Annotated in this window: 9 protein-coding genes; 6 read left to right on the forward strand and 3 right to left on the reverse strand. The window is 60.8% G+C overall.

Annotated features, from left to right (window positions below; genetic code table 11):
- The first annotated feature begins 53 nt into the window (after positions 1-53).
- Together KP808_RS17150 and KP808_RS17155 are read left to right on the forward strand one after the other, a co-directional pair.
- On the forward strand, positions 54-716 hold the full coding sequence (locus KP808_RS17150; RefSeq protein ID WP_002554362.1) for a response regulator: 663 nt from the start codon (positions 54-56) through the stop codon (positions 714-716).
- Positions 713-2086 carry a sensor histidine kinase gene (locus KP808_RS17155; RefSeq protein ID WP_230016550.1) on the forward strand — a complete coding sequence of 458 codons (1374 nt, stop codon included), beginning with the start codon at positions 713-715 and terminating at the stop codon, positions 2084-2086. Before KP808_RS17150 ends, KP808_RS17155 begins: the two co-directional genes overlap by 4 nt.
- A gap of 12 nt (positions 2087-2098) precedes the next feature.
- Here KP808_RS17155 and amaA read toward each other — a convergent pair whose 3' ends face one another.
- Together amaA and amaB are read right to left on the reverse strand one after the other, a co-directional pair.
- Positions 2099-3385 (reverse strand): L-pipecolate oxidase, encoded by a 1287-nt coding sequence (gene amaA / locus KP808_RS17160; RefSeq protein ID WP_230016551.1) that lies wholly within the window; start codon positions 3383-3385, stop codon positions 2099-2101.
- A gap of 44 nt (positions 3386-3429) precedes the next feature.
- The gene (gene amaB / locus KP808_RS17165) at positions 3430-4920 is read right to left on the reverse strand and encodes an L-piperidine-6-carboxylate dehydrogenase (protein ID WP_230016552.1); all 1491 of its coding nucleotides are present in this window, start codon (positions 4918-4920) and stop codon (positions 3430-3432) included.
- Between the two features lie 253 nt (positions 4921-5173).
- Here amaB and KP808_RS17170 point away from each other — a divergent pair, with 253 nt between their 5' ends.
- From KP808_RS17170 to KP808_RS17180, 3 genes are all read left to right on the forward strand, one after another.
- The gene (locus KP808_RS17170) at positions 5174-6421 is read left to right on the forward strand and encodes a 2-aminoadipate transaminase (protein ID WP_230016553.1); all 1248 of its coding nucleotides are present in this window, start codon (positions 5174-5176) and stop codon (positions 6419-6421) included.
- Between the two features lie 23 nt (positions 6422-6444).
- On the forward strand, positions 6445-7836 hold the full coding sequence (gene hglS / locus KP808_RS17175) for a 2-oxoadipate dioxygenase/decarboxylase HglS (RefSeq protein ID WP_230016554.1): 1392 nt from the start codon (positions 6445-6447) through the stop codon (positions 7834-7836).
- Positions 7837-8466: 630 nt separating this feature from the next.
- Positions 8467-9795: a DUF3100 domain-containing protein gene (locus KP808_RS17180; protein ID WP_230016555.1), complete on the forward strand. Its 1329-nt coding sequence runs from the start codon at positions 8467-8469 to the stop codon at positions 9793-9795.
- A 12-nt stretch (positions 9796-9807) separates the two neighbouring features.
- On the opposite strand, the gene KP808_RS17185 is transcribed toward KP808_RS17180, so the two are convergent.
- Positions 9808-10719 carry a LysR substrate-binding domain-containing protein gene (locus KP808_RS17185; protein ID WP_122281815.1) on the reverse strand — a complete coding sequence of 304 codons (912 nt, stop codon included), beginning with the start codon at positions 10717-10719 and terminating at the stop codon, positions 9808-9810.
- A gap of 129 nt (positions 10720-10848) precedes the next feature.
- Here KP808_RS17185 and KP808_RS17190 point away from each other — a divergent pair, with 129 nt between their 5' ends.
- Positions 10849-12225, forward strand: a complete 1377-nt coding sequence (locus KP808_RS17190; protein WP_058409603.1) for an L-serine ammonia-lyase — start codon at positions 10849-10851, stop codon at positions 12223-12225.
- The last annotated feature ends 4 nt before the right edge of the window (positions 12226-12229 follow it).

Consider the following 12229-nt stretch of genomic DNA (forward strand, 5'->3'; position numbering starts at 1 on the left):
CCTGCTGACGGCATGATGGCGCCCTTCTCACCCTATTCATTGGTCACAACCCTATGCGTCTGCTTCTTGTCGAGGATGATCGTGCGATTGGCCAAGGCATCCGTGTGGCCCTGAATACCGAGGGCTACACGCTGGACTGGCTGGAAGACGGGCTGAGCGCGCTGCACGCCCTGCGCAGCGAACCCTTCGACCTGTTGCTGCTCGACCTCGGCCTGCCGCGCATGGACGGTTTCGACCTGCTGCGTCAGTTGCGCGCCGAAGAACTCGCCCTGCCGGTGCTGATCCTGACCGCGCGCGACGGCACCGCCGACCGCATTGCCGGTCTGGACGCCGGTGCCGACGACTACCTGATCAAGCCGTTCGACGTCGACGAACTCAAAGCCCGGGTCCGGGCCTTGCTCAGACGCAGCCAGGGACGTGCGCAGCCGTTGCTGGAACACGCCGGCATCAGCCTTGACCCGGCGTCGCAGCAGGTCAGCTTTCAGGGCAGCGAAGTGCCGATGACGCCAATGGAATATCAACTGCTGCACCAATTGATGATCCGCCCCGGCAAGGTGGTCACCCGCGAGCGCTTGTCCAATACCCTGTATGGCTGGCAGGACAAGGTCGAAAGCAACACCCTGGAAGTGCTGATTCACAACCTGCGCAAGAAACTGTCCACCGAACTGATCCGCACCGTGCGCGGCGTCGGCTACCTGCTGGAGCTCAAGGCATGACCTCGGTACGCGCGCGCATTCTGGTCCCGGTGCTGGTGCTGTTGCTGCTCGGCGACCTGGCGATCAGCCTGCTCGCGCTGCGCGACAGTCATCACGAAATTGAAGAAGTCTACGATGCGCAACTGGCCCAGAGCGCGCGCCTGTTGCAAGGTGTGCTGCGCCAGCGCGCTGCGGGTGAGCAGGATCTGGACAAGCTGTACCAGGCGTTCGATCAGGCCATGAGCCGGGTCGGCACCAGTGGCGTTGCCCATCCGTACGAAACCCGGCTGACGTTTCAGGTCTGGCGCACGTCGGGCGAGCTTTTGGTACGTTCGGCCGAAGCGCCGCTGCTCAGTGCGCCTCCCGCTGAAGAAGGCTCGCATGATCTGGTCGAGAACGGGCATGAGTGGTGCGGCTTTCTCCTGGCCGACCCGCAGCAGGGTTTCCTGATCTGGGTCGGTGAGCGCGATGATGTACGCCAGGACCTGATTCAGCGCATTGTCAGCCATACCTTGTGGCCGACGCTGATCGGCGTGCCGCTGCTGGTGGTCGCGATCTGGCTGGCGATCGGCTGGGGCCTGCGCCCGTTGCAGTCGATGGCCAGGGTCATCCGCCAACGCGATGCCGAAAGCCTTGAGCCGCTTGATCTGACACCGCTGCCCAAAGAGCTGGAACCCATGCAACACGCGCTTAACCGTCTGCTGACCCAGATCGAAAGCGTGCTGGAGCGCGAGCGGCGGTTTATCGCCGACGCCGCCCACGAACTGCGTACACCGCTGACCATTCTGCGTATCCACGCACAGAACGCACGCCAGGCCGAAACCCCGGAACAGCGTCTTGAAGCGCTGGATTTTCTCGTGCACGGCGTCGACCGCGCCGCCCGTCTCGCCAGCCAGTTGCTGACGATGGCCAGACTTGAGCCGCGCCTTGAAGTCAGCCAGTTACAAACCTTTGAACTGAACACCCTGGTGCGCGAGGAAATGGCCGAGCTGACGCCGCTGGCACTGGAGAAACGTGTCGATCTGGTGTTCGAGGCGGGCGATGACTGCGTGATCCACAGCGACCCATCAGCCATCACCATCGCGCTGCAGAATCTGCTGACCAACGCGCTCAACTTCGCCCCGCCGGCCAGCGAGATTCGCGTGATTCTCAACCGCCAGGAAGACGGCAGCGCGTACTTGTCAGTCGAAGACGCAGGGCCGGGTATCGACGAGAAACAGAAAGCACGCCTTTTTGAACGCTTCTACAGTCAGGGCCACAGCAATGGCGCTGGGCTGGGGCTGGCGATCGTCGACATGATCGTGCGCAAACTGGAAAGCAGCCTGCACCTGCGCAATTCAGCGCAGGGCGGGCTGTGTGCGGAGCTGCGAATCAAAAGCAGAATGGCTTGACAGCCAGTCGGCTCAGAGCACCACGCGTAAGCACTGGCCAGCGTGATACAGCGTGAAACCGGCGTCGTAAGCCAGCGTACGCAGGCCATTGGCCGAGACCTTTTTGCTGCTGGAAAAGCTCACCGGCAGCGCAGTTGCGTCGTTGCTCAGCAGGTAATCGGCAAAGCATTTTCCCACCAGCGTTCCGGTGGTCACGCCGCGGCCATTGAAACCGGTCGCGGCCAGCAAGCCGGGCGCAGGCTCGAACAGACGCAGCAAGTGGTCTGGGGTGAAACCGATGCGGCCAGTCCAGGTGCTCTGCCACTCAACCCGCCCCAACTGGGGAAAGTAGTGCTGCTGGATGCGATCAGCCCACTGACGAATAAACCACAGCGGATAATTGCAAGCGTTGCCAAGGCTGCCCAGCACCAGTCGCCCGTGGGCATCGCGACGAATACTGCTGAGCACCGTGCGCGTGTCCCAGGAACCCTGCCCGCCACGCAGAATGCCCGCCTGCTCGCTGCCGCTGAGCGGCTGTGAAGCGACCTGATAGTAGTAGCCTGCGAAGATGTGATCCTTGACGTCGGTCCACTCACCTTCGGTGTAGGCGTTGGAGGCAATGATGACCTTCTCGGCGCGCACACTGCCCGCGGCGGTGGACACTTTCCAGCCATCCGCAGTGCGTTGCAGCCCGTTGACGGGAGACTCGCCAAACAACTGACCGCCAAGCGCCACAACATTGAGCGCCATGCCTGACACATACGCCATCGGGTTCACCGTACCGGCACGGTGATCGAGCAACGCCCCGCTGACCTTGGCGGTGCCACAGGCGTCTTCACAGGGTTTTCCGGTCAGCAGTTCGACCCTGGCACCACGCCGCTGCCACTGCTCGGCACGGCTGCGCAGATCAGCCAGTCCTTTTGCATTGTGGGCCATGTGCAGGTTGCCGGTGCGGGTGTCCTGACACTCGATGCGGTACTTGTCGATAGTCGAAAAAACCAGCGCCGGAGCCGCGCCCAATGCGCTATTGAGGCGGCTGGCCTCGACACAGCCCAATACCTTGTCCAGTTCGTCGGGGGCCACCCAGGTGCCTGCATTCACCAGACCGACGTTGCGCCCGGAGCCGCCATGACCAACCTGATGAGCTTCGACCACGCACACCGATTTGCCGCCTTCTAGCAACCGCAACGCCGCCGACAAACCGGTGAAACCTGCGCCGATGATGCACACGTCGGCGCTTCGTTCCCCAATCAAGGCCGGACTGACCGGACGTTGCGGAGTCAATTGTTCCCACAGACAGCCTTCAGCAAACTGCACCATCGAAAAACTCCAGCAATGCCCTTCAAGTAATAGCCTGGTACAGATCAGTCGAAAACGATGCCCTGGGCCAATGGCAACTCGCGGGAATAGTTGACGGTATTGGCCTGCCGGCGCATGTAAGCGCGCCACGAATCGGAGCCGGATTCACGACCACCACCGGTTTCCTTTTCACCGCCGAATGCACCGCCAATTTCTGCACCGCTTGTGCCAATGTTGACGTTGGCGATGCCGCAGTCGCTGCCCGCCGCGCTCTGGAAAGCCTCGGCTTCGCGCAGGTCAGTGGTGAAAATGCACGACGACAGCCCCTGAGGCACTTCGTTGTTGAGGCGCAAGGCTTCTTCGAAGTCGTCATAGGCCAGCACATAGAGAATCGGCGCGAAGGTTTCGTGACGCACCACTTCGCTCTGCCCAGGCATTTCGGCGATGGCCGGTGTAACGTAATAGCCGTTCGGGTATCGGTCCTGCAACTGACGCTCGCCACCGAACACCTGACCGCCCTCGTCGCGCGCCTTGGTCAGCGCATTCTGCATGGCGGAAAATGCTTGCTGGTCAATCAGCGGACCGATCAGATTGCCTTCACGAGGATCACCGACACGCACCTTGGCGTAGGCCGCTTTGACCCGGGAAACCACTTCGTCCTTGATCGAGCGATGCACAATCAGACGACGCAGCGTGGTGCAGCGCTGACCGGCAGTGCCCACGGCGCTGAACAGAATGCCGCGCACGGCCAGGTCCAAATCAGCGCTGGGGGCCAGAATCATCGCGTTGTTGCCGCCCAGCTCCAGAATGCTGCGCCCGAAACGGGCAGCAACACGCGGACCGACTTCGCGGCCCATGCGGGTGCTGCCGGTGGCGCTGATCAGTGGTACGCGCGGGTCATCGACCAGCGCTTCACCAGCGTCACGATCACCGATCACCAACTGGGCAAGCGCTGCGGGTGCATCGCCGAAAATCTTCAGCGCCTTGTCGAACAGCGCCTGGCAGGCCAAGGCGGTCAGCGGAGTCTTTTCTGAAGGCTTCCAGATCACCGGGTTGCCGCAGACCAGCGCCAGCGTGGTGTTCCAGGCCCAGACTGCAACCGGGAAGTTGAAGGCGCTGATCACCCCGACCACGCCCAGCGGATGCCAGGTTTCACGCATGTGGTGGCCGGGACGTTCGGAAGCGATGGTCAGGCCATACAGCTGGCGCGACAGGCCGACGGCGAAGTCGCAGATGTCGATCATTTCCTGGACTTCACCCAGGCCTTCCTGAGTGATCTTGCCTGCTTCGACCGACACCAGTTCGCCCAGGTCAGCCTTGTGTTCGCGCAGCACTTCACCAAAGATCCGCACCAGCTCGCCACGGCGCGGTGCCGGTACTGTGCGCCACTTCAGAAACGCGCTGTGGGCGCTGTCTATGCGCGCCACGACCTGCGCCTTGCCTTCAAGCGTGACCGAGGCAATCTGGCTGCCATCAATCGGGGTGTAAACCGGATAGTCCCCTTGTGTGTGGGCACTGTTCGCCACGCCCAGACATGCTAATAACTCGGCAACCATGTTGATTCTCCTGTCATGGAAACGGTGGAAATCACTGATGAACCCAGTATTGATCCACTCGGGACTGGCCCACAAACGACGTTTTTGAAAAACATGATTCCTTTTAGGAATGAACTGCCTCCCATTAACAGCAATGAACGCCGCTACATCGGGAATTATTGGAATGACCCGGTGATTTTATTTCGTTTGCGAGCGTTGCCCGATGTTTGTTTGGATAAGGCCATCATGATCCACCGGAGTCAGGGCCAGGCCGATGAGCGAACACATCAGCGAATCCATTTCGTTTGTCCACAGCATGACGTTATCCCACGGCCGCAATGCCGAGGTCTGGGACACCACCGGCAAGCGCTACATCGACTTTGTCGGCGGTATCGGCGTGCTCAATCTGGGGCATTGCAACCCGCAGGTGGTCACGGCCATTCAGGATCAGGCGGCAAGGCTGACCCACTACTGCTTCAACGCTACGCCTCACGATCCGTATATCCGCTTTATGCGGCAACTGACGGAGTTCGTACCGGTGAGTTACCCGCTAAGCGGCATGCTCACCAACAGCGGTGCGGAAGCGGCGGAAAACGCCTTGAAGATCGTACGTGGCGCAACGGGGCGCACGGCTGTGATTGCCTTCGATGGCGGCTTTCACGGCCGAACACTGGCAACCCTGAACCTCAATGGCAAGGTGACGCCCTATAAACAGAAAGTCGGCGTGCTGCCCGGCCCGGTCTTTCACATTCCGTTTCCCAGCAAGGACAACGGCGTGACCACCGAGCAGGCGCTAAAGGCACTGGACCGACTGTTCAGCGTAGAGATCGATGTCAACGACGTGGCCTGCATCATCTTCGAACCGGTGCAGGGTGAAGGCGGTTTTCTGGCCATGGAGGCGGATTTTGCTCAGGCGCTGCGAGCGTTCTGCGATGAACATGGCATCGTATTGATCGCCGACGAAATTCAGTCCGGTTTCGGCCGTACCGGGCAGCGCTTTGCGTTCAGCCGGCTGGGCATCGAGCCGGACCTCATCCTGCTGGGCAAAAGCATCGCGGGCGGCATTCCGTTGGGTGCCGTGGTTGGTCGCAAGCACTTGCTCGACAACCTGCCCAAGGGCGGGCTGGGCGGCACCTATTCCGGCAACCCGATTGGCTGCGCTGCGGGCCTGGCCTCGCTGGCGCAGATGACTGATGCCAATTTATCCACCTGGGGTGAACAGCAGGAAAACGCCATTGTTTCGCGCTACAACGCCTGGCAGGCAGGCAAGCTGTCGCCGTACCTGGGCAGGTTGACCGGCGTGGGCTGCATGCGCGGTGTCGAACTGATCACAGCGGATGGCCAGCCCGGGACCCGGCAGCTTGCCGACCTGTTGGCCTCAGCGAGGGACGCTGGCCTGTTGTTGATGCCCAGCGGCAAGGCGCGGCACATTATTCGCCTGCTGATCCCGCTGACCATCGAGCCCGATGTTCTGCACGAGGGGCTGGATATTTTCGAGCGTTGCCTGGCGGCGCTGGCTTGAACACGTATGGAGAAAAAATCCTGATGAGCACTGCACGCTTCGCCGACCCGGACCAGATCCGCGCGGGCTTTTCTCGCGCCATGTCGCAGATGTACCAGCACGAAGTGCCACTGTACGGCACGCTGATGGCGCTGGTCAGCGAGGTCAACGCGCAGGTCATGAGCCGCGACAGCCAGGTGCTGAGCAGCCTGCGCCAGACAGGCGAGATCCAGCGGCTGGACATGGAACGCCACGGTGCGATCCGCGTCGGTACGGCTGAGGAACTGGCCACCCTCGCCCGCCTGTTTGCGGTGATGGGCATGCAGCCGGTCGGTTATTACGACCTGAGCGAAGCCGGTGTGCCGGTTCACTCCACAGCTTTTCGTGCCGTGCATGAACAGGCGTTGCAGGTCAGTCCGTTTCGCGTGTTTACCTCACTGTTGCGCCTGGAACTGATCGAGAGTGACAGCCTGCGCGAGTTTGCCAGTCAGGTGCTGGCCAAGCGCAGAATCTTCACGCCCGGTGCCCTGGCGTTGATCGACAAGCATGAGACAGACGGCGGGTTGAGCGAGCCCGACGCTGCAGAGTTCATTCAGCAGGCGCTGGAAACCTTTCGCTGGCATAACACGGCGACGGTCTCGCTCGACGAGTACCAGAAGCTGAACACTCAACATCGCCTGATCGCTGATGTGGTGGCATTTCGAGGTCCGCATATCAACCACCTCACCCCGCGTACGCTGGACATCGATGCGGTGCAAAGCGGCATGCCCGGCAAAGGCATCACGCCCAAGGCCGTGGTTGAAGGACCACCGCGTCGCCAGTGTCCGATTCTGTTGCGCCAGACCAGCTTCAAGGCGCTTGAAGAACCCATCACGTTCATTGGTCAGGGGGGTAGTCAGTCAGGCAGTCATTCGGCACGTTTCGGCGAGATCGAACAGCGCGGCGCAGCCCTGACGCCCAAAGGTCGCGCGCTGTATGACCGGCTGTTGAACGAAGCTCGCGACGAACTGGGTGAGTTTCCCAACGAAGCCAACGCCGTGCGCTATGCAGAATTGCTGGAAAAGGCATTTCAGGCTTTTCCGGACAGTCATCATGAAATGCGTAGACAGGGGCTGGCCTACTTTCGCTATTTTCCGACTGAATCAGGTGTTGCCGAGCGCGCATCCGGCAGTCTGGAGCAGCTTGTGGAAGCTGGTCATGTGCGCTTCGAGCCGCTGGTGTATGAAGACTTTCTGCCAGTCAGTGCGGCGGGCATCTTCCAGTCCAACCTGGGTGACAACGCACAGGCGCATTACGCGACGAATTCGAACCAGCAGGATTTTGAGCGGGCGTTGGGGCGCAATACGCTCAACGAACTGGAGTTGTATGCGGACACCCAGCGGCGCTCGCTGGAGGAATGCGCCAAGGCGCTTGAGCTGAGCAGTCCCGCTTACTAGTGGGAGCAACCAGAGCTGCATGCCCGCGCAGAGCGCCAGCACGATAGTTAAGATGATCGTTCCTCACTCTGCGTGGGAATGCAGCTCTCGACGCTCTGCGTCGAAAAAAGAGGACGCGGAGCGTCCGGAACGGCATACCGACGCGGAGCGTCGGCACGATAGCCAAGCCTTCGAGAGCGTCCGGAACGGCATACCGACGCGGAGCGTCGGCACGATAGCCAAGCCTTCGAGAGCGTCCGGAACGGCATGCGACGCGGAGCGTCGCACGATAGTCACTTTCAAGGGCGGTGCAGCCCTTTCTGTGTTCTGTTTAACGCAACGATAAATAAAATTCGCAATATTGGTGTGCAACCTCGCGCTATGCATACTGCGATTGCGTGTGGACAGCAAAGTGCCGTGTTCAAAGGCTCATCCCTTCAAATAACGCACCCTGTAATCCCCTTGCAAAGGCTCGAAGCAGCCTGGGTCTGGATCACATTCAGACTTCATAAAAATACTCGGCCGGATAACGGCCTCCATGACTTCATGGACTTTCCAACGCTGCCCTGGCGCCTCATCGCGCCGACCTGAAAAACAGAATAACGATTGATAAGGCCTGAAAAAGGCCATTCAGCAGGCAAGGGGATCATCATGCAAAACTCACACGCTGCAGTGTCGGGCGACAATCAGGCCGTTTCATCGACGGTGAAGCTGTATCTCTGGGCCGCCGTTATCCTGATCATTGCCGAGATGATCGGTGCCATCAGTATCCCGCTGGGCCCCGGCAAGGTGGTGCTGCTACCGATGGTGTGGGCGCTGCTGTTGGGTGCGATGGTCGGGATCGCCAGTCGCCGCCTGCCAGGCAGCATCGGTATCGATCACGGCATCCAGCTGCGCTCGGCCTCGATCCTGCAACCCGCCCTGCTGATTTTCATTGCCAAACTCGGTCTCGTCGTCGGCGGATCGCTGCCGGTAGTGTTCGCCTCGGGATGGGCGCTGGTGTTTCAGGAGTTTGGTCACTTTGTCGGCACCGTGGTGCTCGGCCTGCCGGTCGCGCTGCTGCTGGGCATCAAGCGTGAGGCAATCGGCGCGACGTTCTCGGTTGGCCGCGAGCCCAGTCTGGCAATCATCGGCGAGCGCTATGGCATGGACTCCCCGGAAGGCCGCGGCGTATTGGCCGAGTACCTGACCGGCACCCTGTTCGGTGCGCTGTTCATTGCCATCGTTGCAGGCTTTATCGCCAGCCTGGGGATCTTCCATCCCAATTCGCTGGCGATGGGCTCGGGCATCGGTTCGGGCAGCATGATGGCCGCCGCTGCCGGGGCGATTGCCGCGCAACAGACACCGGAAGTCGCCAAGGAGGTCATGACGCTGGCGGCGGCATCAAACCTGATCACCACCACCATCGGCACCTACTTCACCCTGTTTATCTCCCTGCCACTGGCGGTGTGGGGCTATCGGGTGCTGGAGCCGCTGATCGGCCGCACCACCAAGGCGTCCATGACTGATGAAGGCCTGCGCCACGGCGATGTGTCGCTGGAGGTTCCGGAACTGGGCTGGGCGGGCAAGATCAGTGCGTGGCTGGCCGCCGGTGCACTGGCGCTGATTGCCAATTATGTCGGCTACAAGACGCTGTCGGCCGATGCATTCACCGGCATGGGCATCATGATTTTCTGTGCCTTCGTCGGCGAAGCGCTGTGCAACCTGATCCGTCGCAAGATCCCGGCGGTGTGCATGGTGTCGCTGGTGGCGATGTTCCTGACTTCACCGGCCTGCCCCTGGGCAGCCGAGATTGCCCGGATGACCAGTTCGATCAACATGCTGGCGGTCATTACCCCGATGCTGACCTTTGCCGGCCTGTCGATTGCCAAGGACCTGCAAGCCTTCCGCCGTCTGGGCTGGCGAATTGTGCTGGTATCGTTCCTGGCCAACTTCGGTACCTTCATCGGCGCCGTGCTGATTGCCGAGATGTTTCATTGATTCCGGAGCGGACTAGATCACCGCTTCGTTCACCAGCCAGTCATGCACGGCGCGGCGTGCCGGAGTAGAGAGCGCACCCTCACGATAGGCCAGGACGTATTTCTTCCTGGCCTTGATCGGATGCCCGAACGGCACGATCAGCAAGCCTTGTTCCAGCTCATCAGTAATCAGCGCTTTGCGGGCAATTGCCACGCCCATGCCCATGCGCGCGGCGTCGATGGTCAGGTGGTTGCGGTTGAAGGTGTGACCACGGCGCACGTCGATACCATCAGCGCCGATGGCGGTCAGATAAAACTCCCACTCAGCGTATTCGTAGCTGCCGCGCCAGGCAGTGATGTCATGCAGCAAGGGAAAATGCACCAGCTGGCTGGGCGTATCGAGTGGCGGCTTGCCCACCAGCAGGCTTGGCGAACAGACCGCAAACAGCTCTTCTTCCAGCAATGGAGTGGTCGACAGCCCCGGATAGCTGCCGTCGTTCAGGTCGATGGCCAGATCGAAATCGTCATCGCGCAACGACCCGCTACTATCTTCGGCGATGATCCGCAACTGGATGTCCGGAAACGCTTCCTGCAAGCGTGGCAGGCGCGGCATCAGCCATTTGCTGAGGAATGAGGGGATGCAGCGCAACTTGAACACCCCGCCGATGCGCCCGGAATACAGCAGACGCAGCTCTTCACTGATACGGCTCTGCACCTCGTTGGCGACCACCGCCAGACGCTGACCTTCGGCGGTCAGCTCCAGCCCGCGCCCGATCCGGTGAAACAGCGCGAAGCCCAAGCGCTCTTCAAGCTGGCGCATCTGCTGGCTGATCGCGCCGGGGGTGACGTGCAGCTCTTCGGCACACCGGGTGAAGGAGAGATGTCGGGCTGCGCAGGCGAACACCTGTAACCAGGCGTGCATCTGTGCGTTGAAGATTCTGCTCATTGAAGAGTTCCGCTAAAGCGTTGCATAGCAACAATCGTTTGTCGTTTCGACAGCCGAAGCCAAAGATGAGTAACAGAAAAAGGGGAATACCAAATTCCCGTGCATCATCTCACCTGAAGGACCTTCGTGATGGCTATCAGCGTCTTCGACATGTTCAAAATCGGCATCGGGCCGTCCAGTTCCCATACCGTCGGGCCAATGCGCGCCGGGGCTCTGTTCGTGACCGAGCTGCGCAACCAGGACCGGTTGCATAGCGTAGAACGTATCGAGGTGCGATTGTACGGTTCTCTGTCGGCCACCGGCATCGGTCATGGCAGCGACCGAGCGACCGTCATGGGCTTGATGGGCGAATGGCCGGACCAGATCGACCCTGGCCAGGTCAACCAGCGCATCGACGCGCTGCGTGCCGATAACCAGTTGATGCTGGCGGGTGAGCAGGCCATCACCTTCGTCTGGGAGCGGGACATGTGCCTGCTCAATGAAAACCTGCCCTATCACCCCAATGGCATGACCCTGTGCGCCTACGGCAAGACTGGTGAAGTTTACGAGCAAACCTACTATTCGGTGGGTGGCGGCTTTGTGATCGATGCCGAACAGGCAGCCAGCGGCGTGCTGGACAACGACACTACTGTTCTGCCCTACGATTTTTTCAGTGGCGCGCAGCTGCTGAAGCTGTGCAAGACCCACGGCATGAGCATTTCCGAACTGATGATGGCCAACGAAAAAGTCTGGCGCAGCGAGGAAGAAATCCGCGAGAAAATCATGGTCATCTGGGCCGCGATGCGCGCCTGCGTCGACAAGGGCCTGCTTGAAACCGGCATCCTGCCCGGCGGATTGAACGTGCGCCGTCGCGCCTATCGCCTGCATCAGAGCCTGCAGAACCTCGATAACCCGAACGTGATCGGCTCGACCCTGAGCGCCATGGAATGGGTCAACCTGTTCGCCTTGGCGGTCAACGAAGAAAACGCCGCGGGCGGGCGCATGGTGACTGCACCCACCAACGGCGCGGCCGGTATCGTGCCTGCGGTGCTGCATTACTTCATGAAGTTCAAGCCCACGGCCAATGATGATGACGTGGTGCGTTTCTTCCTCAGCGCAGCTGCGGTCGGCATTCTGTGCAAGAAGAACGCGTCCATTTCCGGTGCCGAAGTGGGTTGTCAGGGCGAAGTAGGATCGGCCTGCGCAATGGCCGCCGCTGGCCTGGCGGAAATTCTCGGTGCCACGCCCGAACAGGTGGAAAACGCGGCGGAAATTGGTCTGGAACACAACCTGGGACTGACCTGCGACCCGGTCGGCGGGCTGGTGCAGATCCCTTGCATCGAGCGCAACGCAATTGCTGCCGTGAAAGCAATCAACGCTGCACAAATGGCCCTGCGCGGCGACGGCGAGCACTTCATCTCGCTGGACCACGCCATCCGCACCATGCGCGATACCGGCGCGGATATGCACGACAAATACAAGGAAACTTCACGCGGCGGGCTGGCAGTCAATCTGATCGAGTGCTGATCGG

Source organism: Pseudomonas savastanoi (genome assembly GCF_020917325.1).
In the GTDB taxonomy this organism is placed as follows: domain Bacteria; phylum Pseudomonadota; class Gammaproteobacteria; order Pseudomonadales; family Pseudomonadaceae; genus Aquipseudomonas; species Aquipseudomonas amygdali.

Coding starts and splice junctions, on each gene's coding strand:
- KP808_RS17180 (WP_230016555.1), top strand. CDS start 8,467: ATGCAAAACTCACACGCTGCAGTGTCGGGCGACAATCAGGCCGTTTCA.
- KP808_RS17155 (WP_230016550.1), top strand. CDS start 713: ATGACCTCGGTACGCGCGCGCATTCTGGTCCCGGTGCTGGTGCTGTTG.
- KP808_RS17190 (WP_058409603.1), top strand. CDS start 10,849: ATGGCTATCAGCGTCTTCGACATGTTCAAAATCGGCATCGGGCCGTCC.
- KP808_RS17170 (WP_230016553.1), top strand. CDS start 5,174: ATGAGCGAACACATCAGCGAATCCATTTCGTTTGTCCACAGCATGACG.
- KP808_RS17150 (WP_002554362.1), top strand. CDS start 54: ATGCGTCTGCTTCTTGTCGAGGATGATCGTGCGATTGGCCAAGGCATC.
- amaB (WP_230016552.1), bottom strand. CDS start 4,920: ATGGTTGCCGAGTTATTAGCATGTCTGGGCGTGGCGAACAGTGCCCAC.
- hglS (WP_230016554.1), top strand. CDS start 6,445: ATGAGCACTGCACGCTTCGCCGACCCGGACCAGATCCGCGCGGGCTTT.
- KP808_RS17185 (WP_122281815.1), bottom strand. CDS start 10,719: ATGAGCAGAATCTTCAACGCACAGATGCACGCCTGGTTACAGGTGTTC.
- amaA (WP_230016551.1), bottom strand. CDS start 3,385: ATGGTGCAGTTTGCTGAAGGCTGTCTGTGGGAACAATTGACTCCGCAA.